11 protein-coding genes and 1 tRNA gene are annotated in these 15,695 nt (G+C 43.5%); 5 read left to right on the top strand and 7 right to left on the bottom strand.

Annotated features, from left to right (window positions below):
• Nucleotides 1-524: 524 nt before the first annotated feature.
• A complete protein-coding gene (locus ACWATR_RS14365; RefSeq protein WP_181932462.1) occupies nt 525-1,112 on the top strand; it encodes a biotin transporter BioY in 588 nt (195 codons plus the stop codon).
• A gap of 94 nt (nt 1,113-1,206) precedes the next feature.
• Nucleotides 1,207-1,683, top strand: a complete 477-nt coding sequence (gene lspA / locus ACWATR_RS14370) for a signal peptidase II (protein ID WP_181932463.1) — start codon at nt 1,207-1,209, stop codon at nt 1,681-1,683.
• Nucleotides 1,684-1,895: 212 nt separating this feature from the next.
• Here lspA and ACWATR_RS14375 read toward each other — a convergent pair whose 3' ends face one another.
• Nucleotides 1,896-2,507 (bottom strand): hypothetical protein, encoded by a 612-nt coding sequence (locus ACWATR_RS14375; RefSeq protein ID WP_460333375.1) that lies wholly within the window; start codon nt 2,505-2,507, stop codon nt 1,896-1,898.
• Nucleotides 2,508-2,937: 430 nt separating this feature from the next.
• Here ACWATR_RS14375 and ACWATR_RS14380 point away from each other — a divergent pair, with 430 nt between their 5' ends.
• Nucleotides 2,938-5,208 carry a transglycosylase domain-containing protein gene (locus ACWATR_RS14380; protein WP_460333378.1) on the top strand — a complete coding sequence of 757 codons (2,271 nt, stop codon included), beginning with the start codon at nt 2,938-2,940 and terminating at the stop codon, nt 5,206-5,208.
• Between the two features lie 79 nt (nt 5,209-5,287).
• On the opposite strand, the gene ACWATR_RS14385 is transcribed toward ACWATR_RS14380, so the two are convergent.
• A complete protein-coding gene (locus ACWATR_RS14385; RefSeq protein WP_460333381.1) occupies nt 5,288-6,721 on the bottom strand; it encodes a DUF4335 domain-containing protein in 1,434 nt (477 codons plus the stop codon).
• A complete protein-coding gene (locus tag ACWATR_RS14390) occupies nt 6,718-7,344 on the bottom strand; it encodes a DUF3038 domain-containing protein (protein WP_069071111.1) in 627 nt (208 codons plus the stop codon). The genes ACWATR_RS14385 and ACWATR_RS14390 overlap by 4 nt, the downstream gene beginning before the upstream one ends.
• A gap of 427 nt (nt 7,345-7,771) precedes the next feature.
• Here ACWATR_RS14390 and ACWATR_RS14395 point away from each other — a divergent pair, with 427 nt between their 5' ends.
• Both ACWATR_RS14395 and ACWATR_RS14400 read left to right on the top strand, forming a co-directional pair.
• Complete coding sequence (locus ACWATR_RS14395; protein ID WP_181932468.1) at nt 7,772-8,290, top strand: adenine phosphoribosyltransferase; 519 nt, start codon at nt 7,772-7,774, stop codon at nt 8,288-8,290.
• 197 nt (nt 8,291-8,487) lie between these two features.
• Entirely contained in the window at nt 8,488-9,534 is a 1,047-nt protein-coding gene (locus ACWATR_RS14400; protein WP_460333385.1) for an ABC transporter permease, read from the top strand.
• Between the two features lie 244 nt (nt 9,535-9,778).
• On the opposite strand, the gene ACWATR_RS14405 is transcribed toward ACWATR_RS14400, so the two are convergent.
• The 4 genes from ACWATR_RS14405 to ACWATR_RS14420 all read right to left on the bottom strand — a co-directional run bounded on the left by ACWATR_RS14405 (nt 9,779) and on the right by ACWATR_RS14420 (nt 14,892).
• Nucleotides 9,779-9,849: transfer RNA gene (locus ACWATR_RS14405), tRNA-Gly, on the bottom strand.
• A 50-nt stretch (nt 9,850-9,899) separates the two neighbouring features.
• Nucleotides 9,900-11,132: a hypothetical protein gene (locus ACWATR_RS14410; protein WP_460333388.1), complete on the bottom strand. Its 1,233-nt coding sequence runs from the start codon at nt 11,130-11,132 to the stop codon at nt 9,900-9,902.
• 68 nt (nt 11,133-11,200) lie between these two features.
• Nucleotides 11,201-14,749 (bottom strand): response regulator, encoded by a 3,549-nt coding sequence (locus tag ACWATR_RS14415; RefSeq protein ID WP_460333391.1) that lies wholly within the window; start codon nt 14,747-14,749, stop codon nt 11,201-11,203.
• The gene (locus tag ACWATR_RS14420; RefSeq protein ID WP_460333394.1) at nt 14,746-14,892 is read right to left on the bottom strand and encodes a hypothetical protein; all 147 of its coding nucleotides are present in this window, start codon (nt 14,890-14,892) and stop codon (nt 14,746-14,748) included. The genes ACWATR_RS14415 and ACWATR_RS14420 overlap by 4 nt, the downstream gene beginning before the upstream one ends.
• Nucleotides 14,893-15,695 lie beyond the last annotated feature (803 nt).

The raw sequence follows: 15,695 nt of genomic DNA on the forward strand, positions 1-15,695 counted from the left end.
AGCTAGATAAAGTAAAACATAAATAATTTGGGTACGTTTTAAATATTTTTTTGAATCTGCACATTTTTAAATGAATTTACTGTACAAATTAGCAATCAATTATCAATCAAGAAGCAGCTTTAATGTAGGATATTCCATAGTGAAATGAGAACCCAGACCTGTCCCTTGGGTTCTGTGTACTCCTACTCTTAAGCAAGCTATAGAACTCCTATTTGATTTTTGAAAAAACTCAGTACACATCCAAGATGGCTCGGTTAAAGGGAAAAGGTTTTAAATGTATCCTTGACCCCTTTACCCTTTAACTTTTTCCCAGACCACAAGGAAAGTCAAAAGTGTACACATCTATTCCCTTCTTTCTGTTCCCTGTTCGCTATTCCCTGTTCCCTCTCTACGCAAATAGGTTCAGGAATCAAATCTGATTCCTATAGCAGTATAGGCATAGCTAAGGTGGGAGAGTTTATATATTAATGTTTATACTGGTTGCTGTTGGTTTGCCCTTTTGCCTTTTCCTGGTTGCGTGATAAATGTTTGCTGCTTCCAATCAATTACTATGGTCTATGATTGGCTTACTCCTGACAATGGGTGGCACTTTTCTAGAAGCTTATGGCATCACCTTACCTTGGACTTGGAGTCAGCACGGAATTCAGACTTTTTCTTTAGGTGTCACTTTTCAAATTGGCGCAGTACTCTTGGTAGGCTGTTTAGGGGGCAAAAATGCCGGTGCGCTGTCGCAAATTGCCTACTTAGTCATGGGCTTAACATTATTACCTGTATTTGCCGATGGCGGTGGTATTGGTTATATCAAGCTATCTCAGTTTGGTTATTTACTAGGCTTTATTCCTGGAGCTTGGATTTGTGGCTTAGTTGCCTTCAAAGCTAGACCTAGACTAGAAACTCTTGCCTTTAGTTGCGTCTGTGGCTTGTTAACCCTCCACCTATGCGGTATTACTTATTTGATTATTAGCTATTTTTTTCAGTGGAAAGGCACTGAAAATCTACCCTTGATGCAAGCAATCCTCAGATACTCCTGGTTTGCACTACCAGGTCAACTAACTGTCGTCTGTGCAGTTACTGTAATAGCATATGTACTGCGTCACTTAATGTTTTATTAGTTTATTGTCCTTCGTCCTTTGTCATTTGTCAAAAACTCATGACTAATGACCAATGACCAATGACCAATGACCAACGATCAATGACTAATTAGCCATGCGTTTAAAAAATCGTCTTTTCTGGATCGCTGCCTTCATAGCTTTTTTCTTAGACCAAATCACAAAATATTGGGTGGTACAAACCTTTAGCTTGGGGCAGACACTACCACTCTTACCTGGGATATTTCACTTCACTTATGTCACTAACACTGGTGCCGCCTTTAGTTTATTAAGTGGAAAAGTAGAGTGGTTGCGCTGGCTATCTTTAGGAGTGAGTTTAGTATTGATAGCGTTGGCTTTATTTGGCCCAACGTTAAATTTGTGGGATCAGTTGGGCTATGGCTTGATTTTAGGTGGAGCGATGGGCAACGGTATTGATCGTTTTGTTTTAGGCTACGTCGTTGATTTTCTTGATTTTCGCCTGATTAACTTTGCTGTGTTTAATGTAGCAGATTCATTTATTAGTATTGGTATTGTTTGCCTGTTAATTGCTTCGTTGCAAAAAACACCAACTTCAAATGGCAGATCGCATTAAACTATTAAGCCTGGGATTAATCATCCCAGGCTTGGCTTGTTATTACTGAAACCTTTGGTCAGTCCTATATGCGAAGACTTGATCTGTATGGTTACAGCGATTTTTGTTTGTCATCTTACACCAGTTCGCATGACTGGTGAAAGAGTTCAAGAAAGATGCACCTGCGATCGCTGATGGCAAAATAGTACTCAGACTATGCCCCAGCTTTTAATTTAATTACCTGTTGCAGGAGTTTTTGGCGAACTAGAGCCAGGAGTACTGGGAGAGAGACCTGGTTCGGTAGTGCTGCCAGGAGCGGCTTCAGGAGGGGTGACACTTCCTGGTGCTGGAGTCAAGTTGCTAGGAGCACCTTCAGGAGGAGTGACACTTCCTGGTGCTGGGGTCAAGTTGCTAGGAGCACCTTCAGGTGGGGTCATGGTTCCTGGTGCTGGAGTCAAGTTGCTAGGAGCACCTTCAGGTGGGGTCATGGTTCCTGGCGCTGGAGTCAAGTTGCTAGGAGCATCTTCAGGTGGGGTAACACCTTCTGGTGTAGTTGTGCTATCAGGAGTGGTGGTATCTGATGGCGTGGTTTCTGCTGGTACTGTAGTGCTACCAGGAGCGCTAGGGGTGACTGCTGTGCCGCCGGCACACCGAGAGTTAAGGGGGAAATTCTGGCAAAGGATTTTCATCCCTTCTGGCGACATCTTGATTTCCGTTGGTGCACTAGTGGATGAATCGCTACTGGATTGAGCTATGGGGGATTTACTGGATTCGGCCACAGCAATGTTAGCGGTGAGCGCCAAAGATAGAGCTGTACCAATCATGGTCAGAGATTTTCCCATCATTCTGAAATTAACCTCAACGGAACACTCGGCCCATTAAAACAGACAATGAGATTTAGAAAATCTTCCTAAATGAATATATTTAGGTTTGTTTCAGAATATGTGGATATGTAAAATTGGTAAAAATTAAATCTGTTATTTATTGGTAACTAGTGTTAAAAAATACAAAATAAAAAATTATGTTTGTAGTTATGGAACTAGTAATAGTAGATTAGATAAACCTTTGAGAATGGAAAAAAATTTGTGCCTCTGTACATAAGTGATGAAAATCACAAGTTAATCTTGTGTATAACTTGAATTTAAAGTATAAATTAGTTCAAAAAGTTCCGTATAGCTAAATTATGCTTTGGCTTAAGAGTAAAATGATGAAAGACTAACATCTAAGATTGTAATTCGCCTGATTCTTCATTAAAAACTGTGATGTGAATAGCCGATGAGTTCTCCCCAACCCCCTCACAAGCCACAAACGTTACTAGGTCAACTGACTCAAGCAGTACATACGATTCAAGCTAGAGTCGATTTTTCAAAATTGGCGCTCAAGCCTAATGCCAAAGTACCGGAACTTTGGGTGCAGGATGCGGGGGCGGATAAAGCAGAGGTATATCCACTCTTGGGCGATCGCTATATTCTCGGTCGTAGCTCCAAATCCAGCGATATTGTCATCCGTAACCCTGTTGTCAGCCAAATTCACCTGTCGCTATCGCGCAATTCTACTCAACACACACCAGTTTTCGTAATTAAAGACGAAAACTCCACCAACGGCATTTATCGTGGCAAGCGTCGTGTTAGTTCCCTAGAACTGCGTCACGGCGATATTCTCACCCTGGGGCCTCCAGAACTCGCCGCTTCTGTGCGGTTGCAATACGTCGATCCACCAGCCTGGTATGTCAAAGCTGCAAGTTGGACAGCTTATGGTGTCGGTGGTGTCAGTGCCCTGTTAGCATTAGTGATTGGCGTCGAATGGCTGAAATTTCAAGTTAAACCCTTACCTACAGCGACACGCGCTCCAGTAGTTGTTTACGCCCGTGATGGAGCCACCCCGCTGAGAGAACCTCGGACAATCTCTCATGTAGACATGAAGCGATTAGAGGAATTTGGCCCTTATTTGCCTGCTGCCGTAGTGGCTTCAGAGGATAGTCGTTATTACTGGCACTTTGGGGTTGACCCTCTAGGGATTTTACGAGCCGTGTTGATCAATAGCCGCAGCGGCGATGTGCAACAAGGAGCTAGTACTGTTACCCAACAAGTTGCCCGCAGTTTGTTCCGCGAGTATGTAGGCAGACAGGATACCCTTGGACGCAAATTGCGAGAGGCAATTGTCGCCTTGAAGCTCGAAACCTTTTACAGCAAAGATGATATTTTGCTGATGTACTTAAATCGGGTTTTTTTGGGGGGAGATACTTCCGGCTTTGAAGATGCAGCCCAATATTACTTTGAAAAGTCGGCTAAAGAATTAACTTTGGCAGAAGCAGCAACATTGGTAGGAATTTTACCAGCCCCCAACGCTTTCGATTTTTGTGGGGATGGGCCAAATAAGCTAGAAGCGGCGGAATACCGGAATCGCGTGATTAAGCGGTTGCTGGAGATGGGTAAAATTCAACCTGATGATGCAAACCGAGCCAGACGTTCCACCGTCCAAGTTAGTCCTAAAGTCTGCGAACAGCAAGCTAAAACGATCGCTCCTTATTTTTACAGTTACGTCTTCTCTGAGCTTGAATCAATCTTGGGGGAGGGAGCCGCAAGAGAAGGAAACTATATTATTGAAACCAAGCTCGATCCAGCGATACAGAGCCAAGCAGAAGCAGCGTTGAATAATTCAGTGAATAACGCTGGTAGAAATTTTAATTTTTCTCAAGGGGCGGTAGTCACTCTTGACTCCAGTACAGGCAGTATCCTCGCAATGGTTGGCGGGACTGATTACAGAAAAAGTCAGTTTAATCGTGCTGTTCAAGCCAAAAGACAGCCAGGTTCCACCTTCAAAATCTTTGCTTATACCGCCGCTATTCAACAGGGATTTTCAGAATCAAAAAGTTATTCTTGCGCTCCTTTAACTTGGCAAGGTTTTACTTATAAACCCTGTCGTGCGGGTGCTGGTGGTAGCTTAGATATTGCCACCGGGCTGGCGCTTTCAGAAAATCCCATCGCTCTGCGAGTTGCACGTGAAGTTGGGCTGGATAAAGTCGTGGCAATGGCGCAGCGTTTGGGGGTAAAGTCAAACCTCGATCCCGTTCCTGGCTTGGTATTGGGTCAAAGCGTGGTCAATGTTTTGGAAATGACTGGTGCTTTTGGCGCTATTGGTAATCGCGGTGTATTGAATCCTCCCCATGCCATTAACCGGATTTTAGACAGTGGTGATTGCCGCGATCGCAATGATATCAAAACCTGCCGTGTGATCTACTCCTTCGACCAAGATCCAGATGCCAATAAACGAGTGCTGACAAATGGTGTAGCCGATGAGATGACTAGTTTAATGCGTGGTGTAGTTACAAGAGGTACTGGTCGTAGTGCCGCCATTGGATTAGGGGAAGCTGGTAAAACTGGCACGACTGATAAAAACGTTGACTTGTGGTTTATTGGTTTTATCCCTAGTCAGCGCCTTGTAACTGGCGTTTGGCTGGGAAACGACAATAATTCCCCAACATCTGGTAGCAGCGCTCAAGCCGCTCAATTGTGGGGAAATTATATGCGGCGGATTACAAGGTAATAGGGAATAAGGAATAGGGAATAGGGAATAGGGAATAGGGAATAGGAACTTAATTCTCTTCCCCATGCCCCATGCCCAATTACTGATATCCCTGCCAAGGAGTGACTTCAAGTTTACCGCTAGGCTTGAATATTACTTGGAAGTGGGCGAGAGGTTCTTTGTTATTGGGAGCAGCTACATTAGAACCGTAGATATCGTTGAACATCTTGGGAAGGGGTGTTTCTCGGAAATAATCAAAGGCGACTTGGTTAAGTGGTTCATAGTCAGCGATTACACCCTCTTTGTTGAGCGCTACCCGATATTTCAAATCTCGCGTAAAGGTGGGGGTACCACTCCAGGTTTGGCGAACTGTATTATAAAGTTTTTGATTTAAACCTTTAGTTATATTAGAGTCAGTAATTTTTGCACCTACTACCTCTGGTGTCCTAGCATATCCCCGCCAAGGACTAACTTGCAGCACACCTTGTGTAGTAAACACTATTCGGAATTGGGCGATCGGTTCATTAGAAATGGGAGCGCGGTTAGCAGGATTATAAAGTAAGTTAGGCAGAGGAGTTTGCCCGACTCCTTCATTTGCCTCTTTATTCACCGCCTTGTAACCAACGATCGCTCCATCCGCAGCTACACCCAGACGATAGATCAAATCCTGTTGCAATCCTGAGCGATTACTCCAAGTTGGATGAATTTGGTTATATACTTGGCGATTCAATGCACGAAGCTGGGATGGATCAGTAATTTCCGAAACTGTATTTAAAAGTGCTTCTAAATCTTTAACTACTGGCTTTGCACTAGCTGTAGGTGTTGGTGTGGGCGTTGCAGCCGCAATGGGTGTTGGAGCCGCTGATGCTGGAGGAGTGAGGCTCTTTGTTGTAGAGTTAGTTTGCTCATCTGTCTTAGGCTGCGGTGGACGCATTTGGGGAGGTGGAATCAAGTTAAAAGCGATCGCTGCTACTGCTAAACTTGAGACTCCTACAGCAGCAGGAACAGCTTGCTTGATCAAGGCTTGACTAGCACCGCCATAGCGTCTGGTAACTGGTTGTAGTTCTAGAGATAGTTCTGGTAAAGTCTGGGTATCAGCAAAAAACTGATCCACTGCTTCCACTAAATCAAACAACTGCACCGTATTTAAATCTATTTCAATAGGCGGGCGTTTGGAATTATTAGACTGAGACTCGAACCCCTCTGGAGCACCTTCTGAATGGATGATTAACCTGTGTCGGTTGCTGTCAATTTTTTGAAACTCTACCAGTTCCGATTCCTGGTTATGTGCTTGTGGGTTAGGTACGCTACTTAAAAATTCTTGGGCATAGCCACTAACAGCCCTCACCAAACTTTCAAAAAATTCTCGCCCTCCCGTTATCGGTTGGTTGTAACCAGATAAATAGCATTCTGCATTTACCAATATTGATAATTCTGGGCGCATCTCCTGGAAGTGTGCGGCCCTGGTGACATCACTTAACCCTTCTAAAAGCAGTGTACAATTAGGTAGACTGTACTTACGTTGAATATTCATTCCACTTCACCGTCAAAAAGACTAATCCAGAACCGCTGCATTCCAGCTGTACCAGTACAAAAGAGTAATTGTCCTAACAAATTTATTGCTAGCGCATCTAATTTTTCATCAGAAGTTAATGCTAGGACACCAGAACGTCGAGCATTCATCCGGCTCTTAAAATGCGCTCTAAACCGTTCTAGATAATTAGATAGCCGCAAATTCTGTTCTAATGGAATCTGCTTTTCTTCCATTTGTTCACATATCATTAGTAACTGGCGGATGACAACAGTTAAACGCCGTGCTATGTAGCAAGCAATGACCACCAGAGCTTTTGCTTCCATAATAGTTAAGGGACGACGCATGTGCGCCCTTCGTAGCGGGTTAGAGCTACGCATCCGCCATAAATTCACCCTGTCTTTAACAATTCCTTTAAGATCCAACTCTTGAGCAAAAGCCAGGATTGCTTCTGAACCGCCAAGCTCTAAAGCTTCAATCGCCAGTAAAATCAGGTCAATTTGTAGCCTGGTTCTCCGAGGACAGGTTTTGGAAGCGATCGCAGGATCTGGTAAAGTGTCCAGAATCATCGGCAGTGACTCTTGGGTTGAACTGTTGAACGGCGTTAAACTTGCGGAGACATTCATTCTATAAATACCTTGTGCGGTTCCAACAGATTAGGTAAAACAAATTTAAGATCGGTAGCCAAGACTTGAACACTAGATTTGTGGCATTAACATGACTACTTGATATATACATTAGTTAGCTCTTTCTACTCAAAGGTTTCCCTATATTGAAATCAAAATTTTAAAACATAAGTTAATTCACCTCATTTGTAAGTGCAATACCTTTTCTAGCTTGGTTTAGATTCTAATTATCGTCAATAAAGGGCGAAGTTTCAGCCTCGACCCCCAGCGTATGACATTATAGTGTACGATTTTTCAGTTATCTGAAATTGGGGACTGAAAACTGGAGACTGGGGACTGGGGACTGGCATAGCTATGAATTTAAATTAATAACTCCTCACTCTTCACTCCTAACTTTCCCTAATCCCTACTCCCTACTCCCCATTTTATGGATTTAAAGTCTCTCGTTCGTGACATCCCAGATTTCCCAAAACCCGGAATTTTATTTCGGGATATTACTACGCTGCTTCGCGATCCAGAGGGATTGCGCTACACTATTGACTTTTTAACACAAAAATGCAACGAAGCTGGAATAACAGCAGATTATGTCATTGGTATGGAGTCGAGGGGATTCATTTTTGGTTCACCTCTGGCTTATAAATTAGGGGCTGGTTTTATCCCCGTCCGCAAAAAAGGTAAGTTACCAGCAGCCGTTCACTCAATTGAATATGAACTAGAGTATGGTACAGATTGCCTAGAAGTGCATCAAGACGCTTTACATCAAGGTAGCCGAGTTTTGATTGTGGACGATTTGATTGCCACAGGCGGAACTGCCAGTGCCACAGCAAAGTTAGTACAGAAGATTGACTGCGAACTAGTAGGTTTTGGGTTTATTATCGAGCTACGGGATTTAGAAGGGCGTAAATACCTACCAGACGTACCGATTATCTCTGTAATTGAATATTAGTCATTATTAGTCATTAGTCATTGGTCATTAGTCATTAGTAATTAGTCAGTAGAAAACAACTGACAAATGACGAAGGACAAATAACATAGACGCGCCAGCGGTGAAGCAGCGCGGTCTTGGGGGTTTCCCCCATGAGCGACTGCTGAACCAGAAGGGCTTCCCGCAGGGTAGGACAGAGGACAAAGGACAAAAGACAAATGACATCTACGAGAATTTCCTTGGAGACAGGTCGAGATTGGCTCATCAGGCTAGTCACGAGCGACACTTTTATTTATGTGGTAAAGCGGCTATTGCAGGCACTACTAACTTTGTTGTTGGCGTCAGCTTTATCGTTTTTCATAATTCAACTCGCTCCCGGTGATTATGTAGATACGCTACGGCAAAATCCGAAGATATCTCCAGAAAGAATTGAGGAAATCAAGCAGCAGTTTGGTCTGGATAAGTCTTGGCTAGAACAATTTTGGCTGTGGCTGTGGCGAATCTTGACAAAAGGAGATTTTGGCACGAGCTTTATTTATCAACGTTCAGTATCGTCGCTGCTATGGGAACGAGTACCAGCGACTTTGCTATTAGCGATCGCATCTTTAATTGTCACATGGGCGATCGCCATCCCTTTAGGGATCTTTGCCGCTGTTAACCAAAATAAGCTAGCAGACCGCATTCTACAGGTGATCAGTTACGCTGGACAGGGCTTTCCCAGTTTCATCACAGCCTTAGCACTGCTGGTTTTAGCCCAAATCACCTCGCCGCTATTCCCAGTCGGTAGTATGACTAGCATCAATCACTCGGAACTATCGTGGTTTGGCAGAATCTTAGATGTCGGCTGGCACATGATTTTACCGACTATTGCCCTCTCAATTACTAGTTTTGCTGGTTTACAACGCATCACTCGCGGCGAATTATTGGATGTGCTACGTCAAGATTACATCCAAACGGCTCGTGCTAAAGGTCTGCCAGAAAACCGCGTTATATACGTTCATGCACTCCGCAACGCCATAAATCCCTTGATTACCTTATTGGGTTTTGAATTAGCTGGTTTATTAAATGGTGCCTTTATTGCCGAATTTTTCTTCAACTGGCCCGGTTTAGGGAGATTAGCTTTACAGGCTTTACAAGCTCAAGATTTATATTTATTAATGGCAAGCTTAGTAATGGGTGCAGTGCTGTTGATTGTTGGCAATTTAATCGCCGACTTGCTGCTCAAAGCAGCCGATCCACGCATTCGGCTAGAAAACCTCAATTAGCAGCAACAATGCTAAATTTAAAAATCAATACGTATTAAGCGATCTCTAGGCTGCTGACTCCGAGATCATAAACGCGATTAAGTGCTGGCAACTATCAAACAACAGTTAGGTAGTCAAACTGCAAATCAGGTTGAAGAACATCTTCCTTCTTTAACCTGTTGCTAAATTTTAAATTGCAGTTTAACTGGTTACTTTACCAAGCCAAGATTTACTGCTTGAACTAGTTAATTTCAGAATTTTTCTAAGCGGGCGGCGGGAATCGAACCCGCATTAATAGCTTGGAAGGCTATAGTTTTACCACTAAACTACGCCCGCGTATTTCCAACCCTATAAATTTAACACAGTTTTTGTAAAAATTCAAGCATTTAGTTGGAATTGGCTGGTTGGATTTTGATCCTGACATACAGATTGCTCAATTCTGGTTTTGTGCGATCGTTGTTCTGAGCAGCAATAAAGTTTTCTGTTTTGAAAACTTCGCTCAGAACTTGCTCGTATGTGTTTTTTTCACTTTGCAGTGTTGCTGGTTCTATTTCTAGAACTACAGCCTGTTGAAAGTTGCCATTGTTATCAATTATTAAGCTAGCCAAGAGCTGTGCTGGTTCAAGTCCAGAATTGCGGACAAGAAAACTTGAGTCTAATTGTTTTGTATTGCTTCCCCTGTATAAAGCGATAACGTCGGGTAAAGCATCTTGTCGTAATCTTCCTGCTTTTATCAAGTTACTCACTTCATCTCTGAGTAAAGGAGCTACTATTGCTACCGATGCTCCCTGAGCTTGAGTACTTGGAGTTTCCCTAGTTGGAGTTGGCGAAGTTTCTCCTGTGGGAGTTGGTGGAGTTTCCCTAATTGGAGTTGGTGAAGTTTCTCCTGTGGGAGTTGGTGGAGTTTCCCTAGTTGGAGTTGGTGAAGTTTCTCCTGTGGGAGTTGGTGGAGTTTCCCTAGTTGGAGTTGGTGAAGTTTCTCCTATGGGAGTTGGTGGAGTTTCCCTATTTTCAGGTTCCGAAACTGGTGGATTTGCTGGAATACCTGGTGGTAGTCGTGTTCCCTTTCCCAATTTGATTTCTTGACGACGGTTCCAAGGTAGATTACCGACTGGAATTGTCGGTGTCGGTGTTGGTGTGACTGTCGGTATTGGTGTGGCTGTCGGTGTCGGTGTCGGTTTAGGAACTGTTTGTTGTCTAAAGGGTTGGCTATTAGGTCGAGAGTCTGCAATGCGGCTCTTTCGCTGAAGATTATCAGCAGAATTTATTGCGCCAAAATCTTGATTTCTGGGCGTAGTTCGTGTTGTTTGTGGTGAACGTGCTGGTACAGACTTTTTAGCTGAGGATACTGGCTTTGGCGAAACTGTTTTGGCTGTTGATTTTGATTTGATTATTGATTTTGTGTTGGGAGCAATGTTTATCAATTCAATGGGAACAGCAGATTGACTTTGCTGGGGAAACCACAGGCTAACTGCATTAGATGAGCGCATCAGCCAGAACGCCAGCAAATGCAGAGAGACTGAACCTATAACGACAGAAATCCACAAACCTGGTGGATCGGTGTGTCGCCTCCAGACTTTGGCTGGAATTGGAGTTTTGTCTGCAACCGATGGTGTCATATTATAGAAACTGGATATGATTAGGCACTCTTATTCATTGATAATGCTTTCAAATACCAGTCTAAATTTTAGCGATTAACCATTATCTCTGGTGTAACAGCGAAAGTCAAAACTGTTTCATCTACTCCTTTAAGTTCTAGCGGACTACCTTTAGTAATTTCTCCTTCCTGTAAATAATCTGCCACGGCAGCAGAAACCAGGATTGTACCGGGAACAGCGGCAGCTTGTAATCTAGCAGCAATATTCACACTTGGGCCAATAGCAGTATAATCGGCACGTTCAGCGCTACCAAACATCCCCACAACAGCAGTACCTTGGTGGATACCACACCGGAACTGGACGCTAGTAAGTTTGTGACCATCGAATACACCTTGGTCTTGCCAGCGTTGGTTCAATTCCGCGAGTGAACGATGCATTGCTCTGGCTGTATTAATAGCACGACGTACCTGTTCGTTAGGGGTTAGTTCTTCCGGCGCTCCGTATAAAGCTAAGATAGCGTCTCCCATAAATTTATCTACAGTGCCGCCATTACTAAAGACAACCTTGGTCATGGCTTCTAAATATTCATTTAGCAACTCTGCTACTCGCCGGGATCTGAGAGTATTTGCTAGCTGTGTAAAACCCACAATGTCACTAAACAGAACTGTAATTAAGCGTGGTTCTGGGCGCAAATCTAACGTTAAATCACCGGTTGCGGCTTTTTGCACCAAGACAGCTGGTAAAAAGCGTTTTAGCACCGATTCTGTTAGATAAGTGTTTAACTCCACAATTCGTCGTTCATTTTCTTTCAACGCTAAAAGATTGCGAACTTCCGCCAATAGTTCCCGATCGTTGAATGGTTTTGCTAAATAAGCGTCCGCACCATGTTCTGTACCTTCAATGCGAGTTTCCTCATCTATTTTCGCTGTCAGCAGAATGATTGGTATTCCTTTTAACTTATCCTCATTGCGGATCATCTGAATCATCTCAAGTCCGCTGACCAAGGGCATCATTAAATCAGTCACAATCAAGCTGGGTATAATTTCCTTAGCTTTACTGTGCCCTTCATGACCGTTACGAGCCGTCTGTACATGATAGCCATTGCGGCGGAAAATCTCAGATACATAGGTTCGCAAATCCGGGTTGTCATCTACAACTAAAATTGAGTGCTGAGTCTTAAGTGCTGAGTCTTGAGTATCAATACTGGGGGCAAAGTTTCTTGTAATATCTTCAATATGGTCTGTTGTTGACTCTACCAGTTCTAAATCAGCTAATTCTACGCTAGCACGGCTTGTATTCAGTTCTGTTGACGTTTCTAGTACTTGCTGTGCGGGTAAATGAGCATTTCCAGTCACAAGCCATAAACTAAAGGTAGTGCCTTCGCCGTAAACTGATTCCACGGTGACTTGACCACCATGTAATTCTACCAATTCTTTAACTAAGGCTAAACCCAAACCACTGCCTTCATAGGATCGGTTTGCTGAACCTTCAGCTTGGCGGAAGCGCTCAAATAGATGGGGAATTTGTTCTTGAACAATGCCGATTCCAGTATCTTGTACTTGCAATATGCAACGATTATGTTCAGATTTTAGTCTGACACTGATCGTGCCACCTTCAGGGGTAAACTTCATGGCATTTGACAGAAGGTTATAAACCACCTTGTCAAATTTTTCCATGTCCAAGTACACCGTAGAACATTCATCTAGCTGGGTAACGAGATGTAGTCTCTTTTTCTCACAGTAGGGACGAAAAGATTCCACAATTTGGCTGACAAATTCAACTAAATCGCAGGGATGGAAACTAGGTTGCATTCTTCCCGCATCCAGGCGTTGTAAATCGAGGAGTTGATTTACCAGTCTCAGCAAGCGGCGAGAGTTACGCAGGGCGATCGCACTTTGAGAGTAAGATAATCCCTCACCAGCCGCCACAGCTGACTCTAAAGGCCCCTGAATCAAGGTGATGGGTGTGCGAAATTCATGGGAGATATTTTGGAAAAATTCGGTTTTTTGTTTATCTAATTCCAGTAAGCGTTCAGCTTGTTGGCGAGTTTTTTGATACAAATGTGATTGTTGCACAGCGATCGCTGCTTGAGCTGCTACTGCTTTCGCCAAATCGATATCAGATGACACCCACTGACGTATTTTTTTGCCTTCATGCAAAGTAATACTACCGATACATTTACCATCAGCCAATAATGGCACGAACATTAGCGATCGCGCTGGCATTTTTAAAGGTAAATCAAAACCCCATACATCTGAAGGAGAATGGCTCACGTTACCAATTACTACAGGTTCATGTGTCTGTAGCATTTGTTGGAGGATGGGATTCTCCTGTATGGATGCTTGAGAATAAGGTAATCTCTGGGTTGAGAGGTGATTATTACTACTTGAATTCTTGTCTGAGACTGGCGATGCCTGCGACGGGTTGTGCCTACGCAAATTTTCTGAATATTGAAAACTGTCATACAAGCCCACACACTCAACAAATTCATCTTCTTCTGTCCACAAAGACAGGACACAGCCATCGACTTGTAAAGCTTGTCCCAATTGCTGAGTGATCGCCGCAAAGATATCTTGGGGATCTAAGCTAGAGCGAATCGCGCTAGTAATCGTATTAATTAGAGCTTCTCGCTTGGCAAGGGCACGTACTTGTTCGTAAGCATAAGCTTGAGACAAAGCCAAAGCTGCCTGATCCGCTACCATCAACACTAACTGCACCTCATCATCTCCCCAGAAGCGAGGTAGAGAACACTGGTGCAGTGCTAGTACTGCCATTAGTTCTTGTTGGCAGATCAATGGCACAACTAAACTAGAACAAATGTCAGCAGCAGCAAAAGCTTGTCCACGCTCACGCAGTTCGGGAGTATTACCGTGAATACGCTCATCATCGATCACATCATGAATCACCTGGACTTCACGGGTTTCCCACACCGTCTGAGCCAAAAGAGGCATAGAGGAAAGACTTACTGAAACTTCTCCTCTGCTCCCCTGTTCCTCTGCTCCCCCGTTCCCCTGCTCAAGAGCTTCTTCAGAAACAGCCTTCTGGTAAATGAATCCTTTATCCGCCAACTGCTCATCTTGGAAGGGACGCAACAGACAGACATCCACCTCCAACATATGACCCACTGTATCTACAATTGCTTGCAAAATTTGTCTATAGTCTAAAGCACTGCGAATCGTATTTGTAACGGTATTCAGCAGCGATTCTTGACGGAGTGTGCGGGTAAGTTCGCGGGTTCTGGCTTTGAGAACATTGTGGGTATCCAAAGCTTGGCGTACCACTCCTTTGAGTTCTTCGGCTTCCCACGGTTTGGTGACATATTTGAATACCTTACCAGCGTTGATTGCTTCCACCAGGTCTTCGACATCGGTGTAGCCAGTTAGAATAATCCGGATAATATCTGGATATTGAGTTGCTGTCAGACTCAAAAATTCTGTACCGCTCATCATCGGCATCCGCTGATCGGAGATGATCACCGCGACCTCTCCCTCTTGAGCCAGCAGATCGAGTGCCGCAGGGCCAGAGTTTGCCCTTAGCACCTTATAGTCGCGATAGAAAGTACGGTAAAGCAAGTCAAGGTTGTCTGGCTCATCATCGACAACCAAAATTTTAGGCTTACTGTTTGCTTGGGATTTCATGCACCGCTTTCCTGCTGCAACGGCAGTCGGATAAAGAATAATCTGATCAGGTAAGGATTGTTCTGAGTCAGGTAATAGCAGAGCATTTCGACCAATAAAGCTGCTTGGCTACATGACTGCTGAGTGTAGGAGCGTTTACTCACAGGAATTCGTCTCAATGGCTTGTGCCGATTACCGTTTGCTTTGGTGCAGTGTAATTGCTTTCATAGTCTGTTTTAGTGTTACAGAGTCGATGGTTGCTTGCCAAATCTTCCTTCACCTCCTGTGAGCAATGTCTGATACTACATACAGCGCTCATAGCTAGCTGAAAAATCCAGATGAAGCTGCATATTAAGTTTTCCCTCTGCGGCAGTTGTACTAACATTTGCAGGTAAATTTTATTTATGGTAGTCATGGTAGAGCCAACAAAATTAAAACAATAATATTTAAAGCCAAAGTATACTATTAGACAAATACCTCTTTCTAATTTAGCAATCAGAACTATCATTAAGACAAGTGGTAGTCGTTGAGGAGTCAGAGATTAGGGATTAGGGAGCCTTGTAGATTCTTGTCCACTAGCTGTACAGCCTATTCCTACCACTCTGTAGAAAAGTAGTCTCGATGTAGCGGCAACTGCAAAAACAGGTTCAGTACTGCAAACAAGGGTGGTTTGAAACCAGAGTTTACTAATGGTGTACTTACTTAACAATTTTGTAGATGCTGCCTATGGACAAGTTATGCTATGTCTCTGCCCACTCACCCAAAGCTATACCACCTTAAAGATGTAACAATCTGATCACTTATCTACCTAAAACAGGTGATGCACCTGAACTTACTGAACTTAAGGTTATGGAATGATGAAACTGTAACTCCTAACAGTCTTTCAAAAATACAGGTTAAAAAATCCCAAACTAAAGTGTAAAACTTTGTTTGATCCACAAGCAAAAGCGAATTAGCAATCTCAGGT

Source organism: Nostoc sp. UIC 10890 (assembly GCF_054786515.1).